The sequence below is a fragment of the Xanthomonas sp. D-99 genome (assembly GCF_017746145.1).
In the GTDB taxonomy this organism is placed as follows: domain Bacteria; phylum Pseudomonadota; class Gammaproteobacteria; order Xanthomonadales; family Xanthomonadaceae; genus Xanthomonas; species Xanthomonas cissicola.
In genome coordinates, this window is the sequence record NZ_JAGHWU010000016.1 from 19,739 (window position 1) to 36,451 (window position 16,713).

Genomic DNA, 16,713 nt, shown 5'->3' on the forward strand with positions numbered 1-16,713 from the left:
TTCACATCTCCTTCAATAGTTCGCGCCAAGAGACACGAGATGTACGACGCGCCTCACGAATGCGCTGGCACTCTACCGTCGCATTCAACAGGTTCGTACAGATGAGTCCGCCGCCACTGCCGCCACCGCCAGTCAAGATGTTGCCGGTTGTACCCATTCCTCCGAGGCCCACCGACCCAGTCGCTGCCGGTGTCCCAGGCGAACCAGTACTACCACCCACTGGCACTGTCTCGTCTGCGAATGACCCATCACCATTGATGTCGAAGAACGACTCGGACAAGCTCGCCCCCGTAAACGCGTTTAATGCGTTCTGAAAGCCAGTGCCACCCGGCAGACACGGATCGCTGCTGGGGATGATGCTCGAAAAATTCAGTACATCGTTGACCACCTGAGGATCGCTGACAACACGCTCGCCGATCGGAGTGCCGGGAGGCGTGGGCGGATTTACCAAATCGATATACCAGCCATTACGACCAGCCGGAAGTGCTGAAGGCAGTTCGAAGGCACGTACCGTGCGCCCAGTATCGCTGTCGGTGGCAACCGCCGCGATAGTTCTCTGTTGCAGTGTGTTTTTCGCGACCGTAGCTGTGCCGTCTTTTAATCCATAAAAGGTCTGAACACTTCGATCTGCTGTATCACCAGTTTCCATAAAACGACCGGTGCCAAAAAAGACCCATAGCTGGAACGTTGAAGGATCACGAGCAACTACCGGCGACGAGGTGATGGGTTGCACCTGCCCAGTCGGACTGGTTGCGGTGAACATACGAAGACGACTGCTCGCATTGCTCCAGGCAGTGCGGCTAGCGGAACTAATATCGAACTTCCACATGTTTCCTAGCATGTCACCCGCGTATATGAAATCCGCAGTCCCGTTACCATCTACGTCCCGAATAGTCGGCGCCGACATGCCGTTCGGATTAGTGGCGGATCCCACCCCAGTGTCCATTTCGGCCAGAAGAGCCCCATCACTAAGTCGGTAAATGAGCACAGCCGCGCGGTTGCTCGTGCTATTTACACCATTAGGGACAATTAGACCCATGTCGCCGTTGTTGAGCTTGGCAATGATGGGCTGCCCAAGAATCAAGCCCATGTTATTAAGTGGCGTTTCAGTCCTCTCCCATTTGACGCGGCTAGCAACAAAGCTGTCGGGGTTGGTAACATCAAGCGAATACAGACCCTTTCCTCCCCGCCCAAGTGTTCCTACCAGAATGCTCGCGTCCGGCGTCTGGTCGCGTCGCGACAGAATGACTGGACCGTCCACGAAATATCTATGCTCGTAGTCAGGCCGGCTCAATGTGCTCAAGTCATTGAAATTGAGAGCCGCCGGAACGTAAGCGAAATCCTCGGCGCCATTGCTTGCGTCGAAGGCATGTAGCATGCCGTCATTGGCACCTACGTAAACAGTATTTGTTTGCGCATCAAATACAGGTGAGGAACCGACAATATCTCCAAGCACTGTTGTGCGATTACGCAACGTTCCGCCATTGGAAAGCTCCCTCGTGCGAGAGCCTGCAATATATGCAGCATTGTCGGCACCACTCACTGCAGGAGCGGCACTCCGGGCCAGAGGCACTAATTGCGCTGCAGTGGGAAACGTGGCACCGGCCGTACCGTTGAAGGTGAAAACCTTGCGACCTGTCGTCGGGATCCCGGCAGAAGCGCTCCAACTTGGAGTCGCCGAAGTACCTGAAGCGGTAACAGGAAATGCGCGCAACTGCCCGGACCAGATGCCGGACACAAAGCTTGCCTGAAAAGCGAGCGTCGCACTGTCCACCCGGGTGGAGTTCGCGGATAGATTGGAAAACGCGCCGGCACGTTCGATAATAGACGCCAGCGATGCCTTTAACGCTTGAGTGAACTCATCGGGATTACTTGCAACAATAAAATCCCCTCTACCATTAACGGAGGCATGCCACAGATCGTCCACGTTAACGATCGTGTTATTTCTCGGCGTGGGCCAGTTCAGAGTTCCCGCAGTCAGCGCCGGCAGATCGGTCTCCGGATTTAAGGTGCCCGATGCACCAATAGAGATTGCATACGTCACCATGTGCTGCCAGAAGCCAGGATCACGACTGGAAGTGGGCACGTTATTTACAAGATCAGTACGAAGATCATTTTTCCAAAACCGCATTGCTACGTCAGCTAGCGTATCCGAATCTGAACTAGCATACGGACGCTCCGGCCTATAAGTATATGTATCACGTGTGGGACTAGTGATTGTTTGCCCAGCTACGTTATCCTGCTCGTTGGCAACGTCCGTGTAGTTATCTTTGCCGTTCCAGTACCCGTCTGTCGTTAAAATAGTAAAATTCTGACGGCAAGAAAACTGCGCGCTCCCAGCCTGCGGACCGTACGGTCCGTTGGCAGCCGCGCTGCTGTAGTACAGCCCAGCATCGGTCAACGCGCCATGGAGAGGCGTTGCGCCCGAGCCAGAGGCACCATATAGGCGGTCATACCAGATCGTCTTGTTGTTGTTCGCGCCCGATCCACCGTTAGGATCATCGAACAGTCCATCGTTGCGACCAATTGGAATTGGATTATCTTGCGTGATTATATTTCCGGTTTTGTTTCTACGCCAAATTGTCCGAAAGCCAACTCTCGCCGAGGTATTGAGGTCAGAAAAAGCCTGACCCGCGCTAGCTTTCGCCACCTTCATTCTGGTGCGATAGTAGGAATACCATATTGCAAAATTAGCCCGCTCTGAACTTTCATCACTGCGGAGAGCAGGATTCGGCAAGGCAAACGTACAATTCTTCCATTGCCAGCCCGAACCACTGGAATCACAATTTCGCCCTGCAAGTCCCTGCTGACCCGATACGTTCTGCAAATACTCGCTTCTTACGATACGTCCATCCGTGTGGATCTGATAGCGCCAATAGTTGTTAACATTGGCAAGCTGGGCTGCAGAAGCAGCCAGATTTTTTGGCACATAGAATGTGCGTACAGCAGACTGCAGATTCGCCGATCCGGTCAAGAATGAGTTATCCGTATACACACTCGAATAACTAAGACCACCAGTCATTTGGCTACCGTCTGGATTTAACCACGGCTTGTAGTCAAACGCAGGGTTATAGTAAATGGTATTTCTACTATAGGCCTGCTCTGCAATATTGATGGGCGTGGTCCCCGGCAAGACATCCGGCATGGAGTCCTCACTCATCGAGCCAGAATCATCCAGAATGAACAAAATGTTGGGTGAAACACGACCGCTGGATTGCAGCGGCTCATCTGGCAAGTCAACTGCCGCTGCAGGAGCTGCTAACAATGTCGCTGCGAACGCCATGCAGGCGCAGCGCATCTGGTCAGCCAAGGCGGATCGCTTGAAAGGGAGTAATGTGGACGAATTCATGGCAACAACTCCCTAAGGAACGATAAAGTTGGATTGAATAATCACGCTGGCTCGACCTGCCGCTTCACTTCGTGCGGTGACGCGATACACAGGGCGCAAGCAGATATCGCTGCCTGTATAGCGAGGATCGAGATTGCATTCCAGCCAAGTTTCCGATGTACCCATGTATTCGATAAAAAATTGCGGAGCCGACGCGATTGAGCCGACACTCGTAGTTGCTGCGCGCCATCCACCGAAACTTGTGTTTTTCCATCGCTCTACCGCCGTCGCATCCGGCCTCGGGCAAACGCCATTGACACACGCCCCGCCCGCTGCAGCCGCGGCAATCGCGGCATGCTCGGCGTTGGTACGACTTGCAGCAAGTGCCTCACCTTCACGAAGCGCCGCTTCAGCCGCCTGAAAACTGAGATTGCGATCCACCAAATTTGCGCTCATGCGTTCTTCAAGCACAGTGCTCCGCAGGACTGCTAACCCAAGCAGCGTCATGATGAGCAGCAGAATGAGCACTACAACCAGCGAGACGCCCTGTTGTCGCAGTGGACGTGAAATTGAAGGAGATCCGCTCATGGAGCCCTGTTCCTGAGAGTAATGACCTGGCTTACTGTGCGTGACAGCGCTGCATTGTCCACACCGTCACGATCGGTTCCCGCCAGCGTCAAAGTGATCCTGACTGCCGTCACCTGGCTCCAACGGCCAGCAGTGCTCGCCGCATCTCCATAACTTGCGGTTCCGTCAACTAGATAGGTCACCGCCATGTTCTGCACACCTTCTGCAACTTCCTGCGCCTGGACACTTGCGACTCCACCTGTATTGATCAGGGTAGACTGGTAAAGCCCTCTGGTACGTCCATTGGTACCGATATACCAAGTTGACGCATTGAGACGGGTAATCGTTGCGTTAGGGCCGAAGGTAAACAGAGAACCACCCAGGCCGAGGCGATTGGTGGCATTCCCAGGCGCACCACTCGCGCCGTGAGCAATTGAGACGGTACCTGCCGCACCTGTCATCTGGAAAATAGCCCCCAGACGCATCACCCCGCCTGTTTCGGCATTGGGTCCACACACCATCAATAAGTCACCAGGCATCAAGCCGTGAGATGCGGTATTGACAGTAAATGTTGCGGCGGCCGGGGCATGCGCCGTCACGACCGCTGTGGCATCCCCGGATGACAACAGCGATAACGCGTCTGTACCGGCAATCCGTTGGCCTGCGGTTGTTGTGCCAAAACTGATTCCTGGAATCGCGGTGGCCCCGTCATATCCTTGAAGGGTTCCGTTTGTTGTACCGACGTTCCAGTTGGTCCACCAACGCGAGGTCGGCGCATTCAGCACGTTCACCATCGCCATATTATTGCTACTGTTACAGGGATTACCTCCAGCCTCTCGAATATCGCGCGCCATCAACTCAAAGGCGATACGCGCGTTTTCTTGAACACGGCTAAGACTATCGGTGGCAGCTGCAGTGCGACGACTCGTTAGGAACAGGCCGATAGCAGCCAATGTGACCAACAATCCCAGCACCAGGGAAATCAGCAGCTCAATCAGCGTAAAACCGAACACTGGTTTGCGCAAAGAGCAGACATTGCTCATAGCCTGGTAACCACGCTGAATTCGCGCTGTGCCGAGTTATCGCTGGACCCGAGCGCAGTTGCACGACTGTCGTCCCAGCGCACCGAGACGGTGCAACGCACTCCATTGGCCTCGCACTGGATAGAACCGCAGGCCGTCGCTCCCATACTCGACTTCAAGGCCGTGATCCAATCTCGTCGGTCATTGGCAGCAAGATTGCCTCCAGCAGGAACGTTACATATCATCGCGGTGTTGTATGCCCCCGCGCGCGCAGCGGTCAGATTGGCGCGCATAGCGTCCAGAATCGCGTACGACTGAACGACCATCTGACTACGCTCAAGGGAACTGCTGTTGTTCTGAAGTGCACGGGCCTGCATTGCTGCAATTCCAAGCATGCCGATGCCTAGGATCACAACTGAAATCAAAACCTCGATCAGGCTGACACCGGCCTGACGTCGGCGACTTTCTATCGCTGGCGTTCTCATCTGCCTTTTCCTCAATTCAAAGCTGGTGCATCGGCGGGCGTCTGGCACTGCGGGTCTGTTCCGCGTGTTATTGCTACACGGCTGCCCCCTGCTATTGCCACGATGCGCTGGTTCTCTGGCGGCCGCGTGGTCGCCATACAGATGGACACGGCCCCCACCAAGAGCCTCGCACCAGTCGAGTCACGCGCAAGTCCGTCAGGGCGAAAGACGATCCGTGCGCTAGCGGAAGAGATCGCAGGGCTTACGCTCACCTGCAGCTGCGGCCTGACCTCACTGACACGCAAGACTTCGGTGCCACGTAACACGATCCAACGTGCCCAGTTGCCGCCATTCGCGCACGTTGCGCCGTCATTGGATGGGCACAGGGTCACACTAGCGTTACTACGTACCGCCTCAGAACGGGCGAGCTGGAGTGATGCGGACAGCTCGTTTGCCGCAGCCGACAACCGATTGCTATTGATAAGCGCTGTGAAGTTAGGAAACGCGATTGCCATGACGATCGCCAGCACGATGATCGTCACCATCATCTCGATTAGCGAGAAGCCGAGCTGCGCCTGGAATGCCGGGCGCCGAATGTAGGTCATACGGCAGCCTCCCCAGGCAGCCAAATACATGAGTGCACCCTACCCAAGGCTTGTCCCAGCTACCAATGCTTGACGACGGACGGGCACTGCGGATGCGTGAAAGGCAGTTTCCCCAACCGCTCAAGACACGGGCATGATGTGTAGCAAACCTCCGAGCCCCCCCCTTCCCGATGCCAACCGCTACCGGCGAATCCTTCCTGCAAGCCCTGTGGGACTCTCGTACTCTGGCGTGCGTCGTGCTCGTGGCAGAAGCAATCGCGGCAGCACTGAGCCTAGCGCCTGGCACACAGATCGGCTGGATCAGCTTCGGAATCACATCATTCATGACGCAATGGACGGCACTTCTGACTTTGGCCGGCCTGTATGTTTTTCGCCATCACCTTAGGAATGCACGCCCAGTCATGATAGCCAAGGTCACCCTTGCGCTTCTCCTGATTGCCGCAGCGTTAGTACTATTTATTGCAATGGCGGTGGTCGGTGGCGCGTGGTCAATGGGTACACGCAACTGGCTGGAACTGCTGCTGCGGACCGAAGGCATCGCCCTGACCGTCGGATTGTTAGGAATGTGGGCCTTCCACACACATTGGCGCGCGCGCCAATATGCAATACGTGCGAAGCAGTTCGAGCTGGAAGCGTTGAGGGCGAGAATCCAGCCGCACTTTCTGTTCAATACACTCAATACAGGGGCAGCGCTTGTCCGCCTGAATCCAGCGCGTGCCGAATGTTTGTTAATGGATCTGGCGGAGCTATTTCGAGCGACCTTGGCGGGGCCAGAACACATACTCCTCTCCAAGGAACTAGACATCGCAAAGCACTATCTGGATATCGAGCAACTCCGCTTCGGAGAGCGCCTGAGCATCGTGTGGAAGGTTCCTGATGCGATCCCGCCCGTGACAGTTCCTTCTCTATCTATCCAGCCCCTTGTTGAGAATGCAATTCGCCACGGTGTGGAACTTCGTTCAGAGGTATCGCAGATAGTTGTAGAAGTCCGCCAAACATCGGAGACGATTGTCGTAGAAGTCAGCAACCCCCTGCCGCCTGACAAGACGACAGCGCGCACCGGGCACCAAGTAGGACTTGCCGCCGTCCGTGCCCGGCTACACGATCTTGACAGCAGAATGGGACTTCAAACTACTACTCAGGGCAACCAGTTTCTGGCTGCCCTGCATGCCCCACTCGCAGAGATACCGTCTCGCTAATCTAGGTCACCACCCGATAACAAGGCCGATAGTCCCCCGAGATCTTCATCCGGCGCTGCTCGACAAAGCCACGCAGGAGTTCGTCCAGGGCCTGCATGATCTCGGGGTCGCCGTGGATTTCGAAGGGGCCGAATTCCTCGATGCGCCGCATGCCGTCTTCTTTGACGTTGCCGGCCACGATGGCGGAGAAGGCGCGGCGCAGGTCGGCGGCCAGGGCCGGCGCCGGGCGGCCGTGGTGTAGATCCAGCGCGGCCATCGCTTCATGGCTGGGCTCGAACGGTTGCTGATACTCGAGCGGGATGTGCACGGACCAGTTGAAGTAATACGAGTCTTTCTGGTCCTTGCGGTGCGCCCGCACTCCGTGCACCCCTTCGGCCATGCGGCGCGCCACGGCGACTGGGTCGCCGACGATGATCTCGTAGCGCGAAGCGGCAGCGTCCCCCAGGGTGAGGCGAATGAAACGGTCGATCTGCTCGAAGTACGGCGCGGCGATGGTCGGGCCGGTGAGGATCAGCGGGAACGGCACGTTCGCGTTTTCTTCGCGTAGCAGGATGCCGAGCAGGTAGAGAATTTCCTCCGCGGTGCCGACGCCGCCCGGGAATACCAGGATGCCGTGGCCGATGCGGACGAAGGCCTCGAGGCGCTTCTCGATATCCGGCATGATCACCAGATGGTTGACGATCGGGTTCGGCGATTCGGCAGCGATGATGCCGGGCTCGGTGACCCCGATGTAGCGGGTATTGTGCTTGCGCTGCTTGGCATGCGCGATCGTGGCGCCCTTCATCGGACCCTTCATGGCGCCTGGGCCGCAGCCGGTGCAGATATCCAACCCGCGCAGGCCGAGCTCGTAGCCGACCTGCTTGGTGTACAGGTATTCGTCGCGCGAAATGGAATGGCCGCCCCAACACACGACCAGGTTCGGGTCCAACGGCTGCAGGATGCGCGCATTACGCAGCTGACCGAACACGGCATTGGTGATGCCTTCGCTGGTGTCCAGATCGCCGCGTTGCGCTTCGAGCTCGATGGCCATGTAAGCGAGGTCGCGCACGACGGCAAACAACAGCTCCGCCACGCCGCGGATGATCTCCCCATCGACGAAAGCCATTGCCGGCGCATTGGTCAGATCGATGCGGATGCCGCGATCCTGCTGGTTCACCTGAATGTCGAAATCCGGGTAGAGATCGCGCGCGGCGCGTGGGTCGTCCGATGCGCTTCCGCTGGTCAGCACGGCCAGTGCGCACCGGCGCAACAGCTCATGCATGCCACCGCTGGATGCGTCTCGCAACCGGGCTACTTCTGCCTTGGACAACACATCCAGACCACCACGCGGGTAGATCCGCGCATCCACCACCGGCAGCGCCCGTGCTGCCGTACTGCTGAGTTCCATAGCATGCTCCTGTCGTATGCACGGAACTTTAGCGTACTCACCCGCACAAAAGAAAACGGCCGGGAGACCCCGGCCGTTTTTGCAAACATCGACACGCTAGCCGGCTTTAGAACTGGTAGCGGAAGCCCAGCTGCAGCGCCCAGCGGGAGATGCCCTTGTCGTCGTAGATGGTCGCGGCATCCGGCTCGTTGAAGCGGTAAACGTACTTGCCAGTTGCTGCATCGATGCCGCCGTATTCAGCAACGCCCTTGAAGCCCGGGAATGCGTACTCATCGACGCGACCCCATTTTTTGTTGAGCAGATTGCCGACATTCATGACGTCGACCCAGATCTGCGCCTTGTTGCCATCGAAGAAGCCAGGAAGCTCCTGCTCAATGTGCAGATCGAATTGGTTGACCCACGAATTACGTACCGCATTGCGGCCGGCAACCTGGCCCTTGTGCGTGGACAAGTACTGGTCGTTGTTGACGTAGTTCCAGAACGCGTTTTCTTCAGCCGCGTTACGGAACAGCACATCGCCACGCGCCGCCGGGATGTACAACAGGTCGTTGGAGCGACCGTCGCCATTGGCGTCGTTGTCGAACGTATAGCTGTAGGGACGACCGCTGCGGCCTTGATACACAAGACCGACCTTCGTTGCAAAATCCCCGAAGAAATTATGCTTCCACTGCAGCGTACCCAGGAAACTGTCCTTAATTTCGTACGCGGAGGTTGCATTGACCTCTTCATTCGCCTGGAAGGTTGCGGTGTTGAGCAACTGCGAACTCGAAGTGGAACTGGTCAGACCACTGACTTCCTTCGCGTTGGAGTAGGTGTAAGCCAAACTCCACGACCAGTCGCTGTCATTGAACGGCTTGTTCAAGCCGACAGTGAAACTCTGCGAGCCACCCTGATCGGTGGAGCGCGCGATGATGGCATCGTTGAAGCTCGTGTTGCGACCAGCACGGATATCGGTACCGCTGTTCACACATGACGAACCAGCCGCCACGCCGGTCTCACGAAGACAGGCATTACCGAGGGAATTCCAGTTAGCCGGATTACGGCCATTGGCATTCCAGTAGATATCACGACCATCCTGGCCAACTGCCGTCGGATTACCAAGATTGAGCTGCTGGTAATAAATCGCTTCCTTGACCTTGGTCACCACACCTTCCATCGAGGCGACGATGCCGTACCACGGCAACTCGGTATCGAACGCGAGGTTTGCTTTCCAAACGGCCGGCTGACCCAGATCCTTGTCAACAAAGTCGACCGACTGCGTGGCGCCCGATGTTCCGCGCGGCTGGTTGTTGACATCCGGCGTGAAGCGGATACCACTGTTGGACGCGTTGTTGAAGTTGTAATCGGTATAAGCCAAACCAGTGTTGGAATACGGGTTGGACAACCAAACCGACGCGGCAGCACCCTGAAACAGACCAACGCCGCCACGCAGCTGGGTAGGACGATCTGCATCGAAGGTGTAGTTGAAACCAAAGCGCGGCTGCCACAAGCCGTTGCCGTCAATGGTTTCATCATTGCGGAGACCGAATGCGTTGAACGCAGCCTGGTTGAACTGTGGTGAGTTCTTCACCATCGGCTCGTCATAACGCAGGCCGAAGTTCAGTGTCAGGTTGCTATTGACGGCCCAAGAGTCCTGCAAGAACACGCCCACGTTCCGCATGCCCCACTTCGCAGCAATATTGTCGATCCCGGTCGGCGAATACGAGTAACGATACGCGTTCGGCAAATTTGCCTGGTAATTGGCCACCGAATTGAAGGTGTAGCTACCGAAGACGCGCGGCCCATACAAGTTGTAGATGTCGTTGTCTTCGTAGTCGAACCCGAACTTGACCGTGTGGTCGTTCAAGAACAGCGTGCCGGCGAAGAACGCGTTCCAGGTTTCGGTACGCAACTCGTTAGCCTGGGTATTTGCCTCAGTACCGAGGTTTAAGGTGTTGTTGCCGAAACGCACAGCGATAGCCGGCAACTGCGATGCCGCAGTACGAACTGCCGAGTAATCACGATACGACACCTTGGCTTCGGTCGAGAAGGTATCGGTCCAGTCGCTAAACAACTGACCGGTGTAGGTCTCGAGTTCGAAGTCGCGCACATAATGGTACGAGTTCAACGCCAGCTGGTTGTTGCCGAAACCGTTGAGATTGGCCGTGCTCTGCTCGGACTTGCCATAGCGGAACGAACCACGATGCTTGTCGCTGATGTTCCAATCCAGCTTGAAGCCCTTCTCTTCCGAATCAGAATCCAATGCCGGCAAGGCCAGGGTCCCAGGGTCGAAGCCATAGACATTGCGCGAGATATCGATCACCTGATCGACCTGCGCCTGGGTAATACCGACTTCATTGCTGGCACCAGAACCGGCCGGACCGTAGCCACTGTTACCGGTAAACACGCCCTTGCCCTTGTACTTCTCGTAGTTCGCGAAGAAGAACAATTTGTCCTTGACGATCGGGCCACCCAGGGTCAGACCATACGTCGCTTCATTGTCGAACAGCTGCGGGCGGATGTTGTTCTGGTTCTTGCCCGACCAATCGTTCTCGCGATAAGTGCCGTAGACCGAGCCGTGGAATTCGTTGGTGCCCGACTTGGTGACGGCATTGATCACGCCACCGGTGCCGCCACTGATCGTCACGTCGTAGTTCGCCACGTCCACCGAGATTTCATCGATGACGTCCATCGAGAACGGCTGGCGCGGGGTCGGCAGGCTGTTGGATTCCAGACCGAAGGCGTCGTTGGTGCTGATGCCGTCGACTCGGATCGCGTTGTAGCGCGGGTTCTGGCCGGCGATGGAGATTTCGTTGCGCGCCTTGTCGGTTTGCGCAACGCGCGGATCCAGGCGCACATAGTCCTGCAGGTTACGGTTGATCGACGGCAGCGACTCGATTTCTTCGCGGGTCACGTTGGTACCGGTACCCATCTTGTTGGCGCTGAAAATGGCCGAGCCGTAGTTGCCGGCGATCGCCTGCACGGTGCCCAGCGTCGCCAGATCGCCGCCCAGGGCGGCATCGACCTGGTTGACCTTGTCCAGATTCAGATACACGCCTTCGCGGGTGGTGTTGCCAGCGCCCGAGGCGGTGATGGTGATGGTGTACGGCCCGCCCACACGCAAGCCGCGCGCGTTATAGCGTCCGCTGGCATCGGTGGTGGCGCGGCTGACCGTTCCGGACTCCACGTGCGTAATGGTGACTTCGGCATTCGGGACGGGCTGGCCGCCACTGCCGGTCACCAGGCCGGCGACGCCAGCCGAGGTGCTTTGCGCAAACACAGGAGCGGCGGCGAGCGCAGCGACAAGGCCAAGCGTCAGCTTGGACATGCGGAGATAACGGGGGTGGGTCATTTCGGTAGCCTCGATACAGGTTGGGCAGTGACAAAAAGGCGCAGTCAGCCCAACCGTTCCCGGGGGTGGGCTGCCGATGATCTGGGGTCCCTTGCCGCGCGACTGGTTGCTGCCGCAACGGTTAACAACAGATTAACACGCTAAGGCCTGATTGTGACGGCGGTGTGACAAACTTCGCGCGCTGCTACATGAATTGCGAAGGTAAAGGCGGAGTCGCCAGATCGTGCAAGATCGCAACCGGAGCGAGACGCGCGTCGCGCCTTTGGCGCTGCCGAGTCGGCAAACAGGATCAAGCGGTCCAAACGCCTGCCTTCGGCCAGCGCATGCGTGCCGCACGTGGGGGTGCCACATGGCCATGCACCTCGCCGAATATGACACTCCACTTGCCGTCTTGCTTCACTGACCGAGCAACCTCAAGACAGTCGCAAGCGGCCAAGGGCGACCCGTTCCCATCGTCCAGAAACCATCACGTGGCACCGCTACTGTCTGGGCGCCACGTTGCGCTGGTCAGTCGCTGGAACCATGGGCCTAGAGCACGTAAACCACGCCAGTGCGGGTTGAGACCTAGCCCATCGGCGCACATTGCGGCCATACGCCGAGGTAATCGGCAAGCCGCCGAGAGCTGCGCTAGATCGACACCGGCAGCTTGAAGTACGTGCCCAGGCCGTCCAGGAACATCTGTACCGAGATGGCGACCAGCAGCATGCCCATCAGGCGCTCGATGGCCGTCAGGGCGCGGTGGCCGAGCAATTTGTACAACAGCGGCGCGGCGGCCAGGATCGACGAGGCGCCGATCCAGGCGATCATCAGCGCAAGGCTCCAGTCCCACAGCCGCGTGGGCTCGTTGCTTCCCATGAGCATCACCGCGGCCATGCCGGACGGGCCGGCCACCAGCGGGATGGCCAGCGGCACGATGAAGGGTTCGCCGTCGGGGATTTCGCCCATCAGGCCTTCGGGCCGCGGGAAGATCATGCGGATGCCGATCACAAACAGCACGATGCCGCCGGCAATGGCCACCGATTCCTGGCGCAGGTGCATCAGCTCCAGCGCGTACTTGCCGCCCCACAGGAACGCCATCAACACGCACAGCGCGATCAGCAGTTCACGCGCAAGCACGAAGCGCTGGCGCTTGGGCGGCAGCGGCTTGAGCACGCTGAGAAACACCGGAATGTTGCCCAGCGGGTCGAGAATCAGGAACAGCAGCAGCGCCGCAGAAAGAATGGTCATACCGGCGGACTCCAGATCGCACCGCGATGCGTCGCCCCTGCGGCCGATAGCACGCTGACGCATGCAGGGGCGTAACGTGCGGCATCGAGCGCGTCGTTGTCTTCGTGATGGGTGAAAGCGCGTGCGCGCAATGCGGTGCGCATCGGGCCGGGCTGCAGGCCGCTGACACGCACAGGGCCGGCGGCGGTTTCATGATGCAAGGTGGCGATCAAGCCACGCTGCGCATGCTGGGCGGCGCCATACGCCCCCCAATAGGCCTGACCCACGCGCGCGGGGTCGTCCACCACGAAGACGACCGCCGCATCGTCCTGCTGCCGCAACAGCGGCAGACACGCCTGGGTCAGCCAGGCGCGCGCGGTCAGGTCCACGTGCAAGGTGCGTGCGAAATCTGCAGGTGGGACGAGTTCGGTCGGCGTCAGGCCGGAAAAGTCGGCGGCGCAGTGCAGCAGGCCATGCAGGCCACCAAGCTCGGTCTGCAACCGTTGCGCAAGCGTGGCGTAGTCGTCCGGCGTGGCGCCGGCCAGATCCAGCGGATATAGCAGCGGCTCGTCACCCAGCGCTGCAACCGCGTCGTAGATGCGCTCCAGCGGGCGCACCTTGCGACCAAGCAAGACCACCGTGGCGCCTGCCGCCGCGCATGCCTGCGCCGCAGCGGCGCCGAGGCCACCGGCGGCGCCGGTGATCAGCACGACGCGCCCCGACAAGGCAGCCGACTGCGCCTGGGCCTGCACCGAACTCACGGCTGGTACGCCTCGCTGACGATGCGCTTGAGCTCGCCGGCTTCGAACAGCTCCAGCGTGATGTCGCAGCCGCCGATCAGCTCGCCATGGATGAACAGCTGCGGAAACGTGGGCCAGTTGGAGTAGCGCGGCAGATTGGCGCGCATTTCGGGTTCTTCCAACACGTTGACCGTGCGCAGTTGGTCGGCACCGGCGGCGACCAGGGCCTGCACGGCGCGACTGGAAAACTCGCACATCGGAAATTGCGGGGTGCCTTTCATGAACAGGACGATCGGGTGTTGTTCGACTTCGGCCTGGATCCGTTCCATCACCGGCATTGGACTCTCCTGACTGGGAGCGGCAGGCCCGACCGCCGGGTCGGATAGACTTCCGCAAAGGCGCGCATTGTAAGCCTTCAGCGCGACCTATCGCCGCACTCCCTTCGCTGCCACTGCCATCATGCCGATCGAACACGTTGCACTGCCCTACTCCCGCGCTGCCCTGGAACCGCATCTGTCGTCTGCGACACTGGAGGCGCATCACGGCCTCTGTCACCGCAGCGAGGTCGAACAGCTCAACGCGCGCCTGGAAGGCAGCGAACTGGCCGAGTTGACGCTGGAAGAAATCATCGCCCAGGCGCAGGGCACGCTGTTTCATCTCGCCGCGCAGGTGTGGAACCACAATTTCTATTGGCAGTGCCTGCGTCCGCGCGCTGGCGGGGAGCCGCTTGGGCGGCTGGGCGACGGCATCGCCAAATCGTTCGGCGACTTCGTGCATTTCAAGCAGGAGTTCAATCGTGTGGCCTTGACCAGCTTCGGCTCGGGCTGGGTGTGGCTGGTGCAGCGCCCGGACGGCGCGCTGGCGGTGGTCGCCACACCCAACGCCTCCACCCCACTCACCGGGCCGGACGTTCCGCTGCTCGCCTGCGACATCTGGGAGCATGCGTATTACCTGGACTACCAGCAGGATCGCGCGCGCTACCTGGAGGCTTTCTGGAAGCTGGTGAACTGGGATTTTGTCGCAAGCCGGCTGGGCTGACCTGCCCGCTCAGCTTTCAGTCGCAGATGCAGACTGGCTCATCTGCTGAAACATTGCAGAACGGGTCCGCGTCCGACACCGACTTGCCTCGCAGACAGCGCGTGACCTCGCACGTAATGGCCACCGACATGCTGCGCGCATCACGCTTCGTTCAAACGCGCAACCACCGGCCGGGCTTGCGCATCGCGCTGCAGCGCCGCGCCGGCATCGCTCACTGCCAGCGAAAGCGCCTGCGCTGTCTCCGCGCGCAGCGTTGCGTGCCCCACCTTGCGTCCATCGCGCGCTTGCTTGCCATAGTCGTGCCAATGCCCACCGGGCACCGCCAGAAACGCCCCGGCGTCTGGCATCGCGCCCAACCAGTTGAGCATGCAGGCGTGGCCGCGCATCGCCGTACTGCCCAGTGGCAAGCCAAGGACCGCGCGCACATGATTTTCAAATTGCGAGGTCTCGGCGCCTTCGATGGTCCAATGCCCCGAGTTATGCACGCGCGGCGCCATTTCGTTGGCAAGCAACTCACCGTCGCGCACGAACAGCTCCAGCGCAAATACGCCGACGTAGTCGAGCTTTTCCGCCACGGCACGCGCGTGCGATTCGGCCACGGCCTGAAGTGCTGCCTCCACGCTGGCCGGTGCCAGGCTGGCCGACAGCACACCGTCCACATGCCAGTTTTCGGTCAATGGCCAGGCGCGGAATTCGCCGTCGCGCCCACGCACTGCAATCACGCTGACCTCGCGCTGAAACGGCACGAACGCTTCCACGATCAATCCGACGTGCGCCGCCTGTGCGCCAAGCGCGTCCCACGCTGCATCGGCATCGGCGAGCGACTTGATACGGAACTGGCCCTTGCCGTCGTAGCCGAAGCGGCGCGTCTTCAGCACGCAGGGCGTGCCGATCCGTGCGAGCGCTGCATCCAGGCCGGCGCGGTCGTCGATTGCGGCAAACTCGGGCACCGGAATGCCGAGCTCGCGGAACAAGGTTTTTTCGCTGAGCCGGTCCTGCGCAACCGCAAGCGCAGCCGGACTGGGAAACACCGGCACCCGGGCAGCTAGTTGCTGCGCGCTGGTGGCCGGCACGTTTTCGAAATCGAAGGTGATCACATCCACCTGCTCGGCGAATGCGGCAAGGGTCGCCACGTCATCGAACGCGCCAACCCGCAGCGGTGCCACCTGGCCAGCGCATGCATCGGCTGCCGGATCGAAGACCGCAAAGCGTATGCCGAGCGGTGCACCGGCCAGTACCAGCATGCGCGCCAGCTGGCCGCCACCGAGAATGCCGACCGTGCTCATTGGCGTGGGTCGTCGCTGGCCATGACATCGTCGGTCTGCTTGGCGCGGAATTGCGCCAGCGCCTGACCGATCTGCGTCTGCTCCGGCGCCAGCATGGCCGCCGCAAACAACGCCGCATTGGCCGCACCGGCATTGCCGATGGCAAAGGTGGCCACCGGAATACCGGCCGGCATCTGCACGATCGACAGCAGCGAATCCATGCCGTTCAACGCCTTGGACTGCACCGGCACGCCAAGCACCGGCACTGCAGTCTTGGCAGCCAGCATGCCCGGCAGATGCGCCGCGCCGCCGGCGCCGGCGATGATCGCGCGCAGTCCACGGGCGCCCGCCTGTTCGGCGTAGGCGAACAAGACGTCCGGGGTGCGGTGCGCCGAGACCACCTTGACTTCGTACGGCACGCCCAGCGCGTCGAGCTTCTGAGCTGCGTGTTGCATGGTCTCCCAGTCCGAACGGGAACCCATCACGATGCCGACCAGCGGCGCGGAGTGGTTGGAGGTCATGGCCCTGCCCTGCGGTAAAGACGTATTCTAGCCAATCTCC

The 16,713-nt window shown here is 59.6% G+C and carries 14 protein-coding genes; 2 read left to right on the plus strand and 12 right to left on the minus strand.

Annotated elements, in window-relative coordinates; all coding sequences use genetic code 11:
• Position 1 precedes the first annotated feature (1 nt).
• From J7360_RS07210 to J7360_RS07230, 5 genes are read right to left on the minus strand one after another with little or no spacing between them, the layout of a single operon-like run.
• Positions 2-3,349 carry a PilC/PilY family type IV pilus protein gene (locus J7360_RS07210; protein WP_209033557.1) on the minus strand — a complete coding sequence of 1,116 codons (3,348 nt, stop codon included), beginning with the start codon at positions 3,347-3,349 and terminating at the stop codon, positions 2-4.
• Between the two features lie 12 nt (positions 3,350-3,361).
• Entirely contained in the window at positions 3,362-3,916 is a 555-nt protein-coding gene (locus J7360_RS07215) for a PilX N-terminal domain-containing pilus assembly protein (protein WP_081028031.1), read from the minus strand.
• A complete protein-coding gene (locus J7360_RS07220) occupies positions 3,913-4,938 on the minus strand; it encodes a PilW family protein (RefSeq protein WP_209033559.1) in 1,026 nt (341 codons plus the stop codon). Before J7360_RS07220 ends, J7360_RS07215 begins: the two co-directional genes overlap by 4 nt.
• Positions 4,935-5,402, minus strand: coding sequence for a type IV pilus modification protein PilV (gene pilV / locus J7360_RS07225; RefSeq protein WP_057664246.1), 468 nt, complete (start codon positions 5,400-5,402; stop codon positions 4,935-4,937). The genes J7360_RS07220 and pilV overlap by 4 nt, the downstream gene beginning before the upstream one ends.
• An 11-nt stretch (positions 5,403-5,413) precedes the next feature.
• Positions 5,414-5,986, minus strand: coding sequence for a GspH/FimT family pseudopilin (locus J7360_RS07230; protein WP_057664243.1), 573 nt, complete (start codon positions 5,984-5,986; stop codon positions 5,414-5,416).
• 170 nt (positions 5,987-6,156) lie between these two features.
• Here J7360_RS07230 and J7360_RS07235 point away from each other — a divergent pair, with 170 nt between their 5' ends.
• Positions 6,157-7,185, plus strand: a complete 1,029-nt coding sequence (locus tag J7360_RS07235) for a histidine kinase (protein WP_089141800.1) — start codon at positions 6,157-6,159, stop codon at positions 7,183-7,185.
• Between the two features lies 1 nt (position 7,186).
• On the opposite strand, the gene ppnN is transcribed toward J7360_RS07235, so the two are convergent.
• The 5 genes from ppnN to grxD form a co-directional block, all read right to left on the minus strand.
• Entirely contained in the window at positions 7,187-8,572 is a 1,386-nt protein-coding gene (gene ppnN / locus J7360_RS07240) for a nucleotide 5'-monophosphate nucleosidase PpnN (protein WP_057661727.1), read from the minus strand.
• Positions 8,573-8,678: 106 nt separating this feature from the next.
• The gene (locus J7360_RS07245; protein ID WP_057661725.1) at positions 8,679-11,903 is read right to left on the minus strand and encodes a TonB-dependent receptor; all 3,225 of its coding nucleotides are present in this window, start codon (positions 11,901-11,903) and stop codon (positions 8,679-8,681) included.
• A gap of 627 nt (positions 11,904-12,530) precedes the next feature.
• The gene (locus J7360_RS07250) at positions 12,531-13,130 is read right to left on the minus strand and encodes a YhgN family NAAT transporter (RefSeq protein WP_003485603.1); all 600 of its coding nucleotides are present in this window, start codon (positions 13,128-13,130) and stop codon (positions 12,531-12,533) included.
• The gene (locus tag J7360_RS07255) at positions 13,127-13,870 is read right to left on the minus strand and encodes an SDR family NAD(P)-dependent oxidoreductase (RefSeq protein WP_057661723.1); all 744 of its coding nucleotides are present in this window, start codon (positions 13,868-13,870) and stop codon (positions 13,127-13,129) included. The genes J7360_RS07250 and J7360_RS07255 overlap by 4 nt, the downstream gene beginning before the upstream one ends.
• Positions 13,867-14,187: a Grx4 family monothiol glutaredoxin gene (gene grxD / locus J7360_RS07260; RefSeq protein ID WP_057661721.1), complete on the minus strand. Its 321-nt coding sequence runs from the start codon at positions 14,185-14,187 to the stop codon at positions 13,867-13,869. Before grxD ends, J7360_RS07255 begins: the two co-directional genes overlap by 4 nt.
• Positions 14,188-14,308: 121 nt before the next feature.
• On the opposite strand from grxD, the gene J7360_RS07265 reads away from it, so the two are divergent.
• Positions 14,309-14,887 carry a Fe-Mn family superoxide dismutase gene (locus J7360_RS07265; protein ID WP_057661719.1) on the plus strand — a complete coding sequence of 193 codons (579 nt, stop codon included), beginning with the start codon at positions 14,309-14,311 and terminating at the stop codon, positions 14,885-14,887.
• A gap of 140 nt (positions 14,888-15,027) precedes the next feature.
• Here the strand turns inward: J7360_RS07265 and J7360_RS07270 are convergent, their stop codons facing one another.
• Both J7360_RS07270 and purE read right to left on the minus strand, forming a co-directional pair.
• A complete protein-coding gene (locus tag J7360_RS07270; RefSeq protein WP_209033561.1) occupies positions 15,028-16,173 on the minus strand; it encodes a 5-(carboxyamino)imidazole ribonucleotide synthase in 1,146 nt (381 codons plus the stop codon).
• Positions 16,170-16,673, minus strand: coding sequence for a 5-(carboxyamino)imidazole ribonucleotide mutase (gene purE, locus J7360_RS07275; protein WP_003485592.1), 504 nt, complete (start codon positions 16,671-16,673; stop codon positions 16,170-16,172). Before purE ends, J7360_RS07270 begins: the two co-directional genes overlap by 4 nt.
• Between the last annotated feature and the right edge of the window lie 40 nt (positions 16,674-16,713).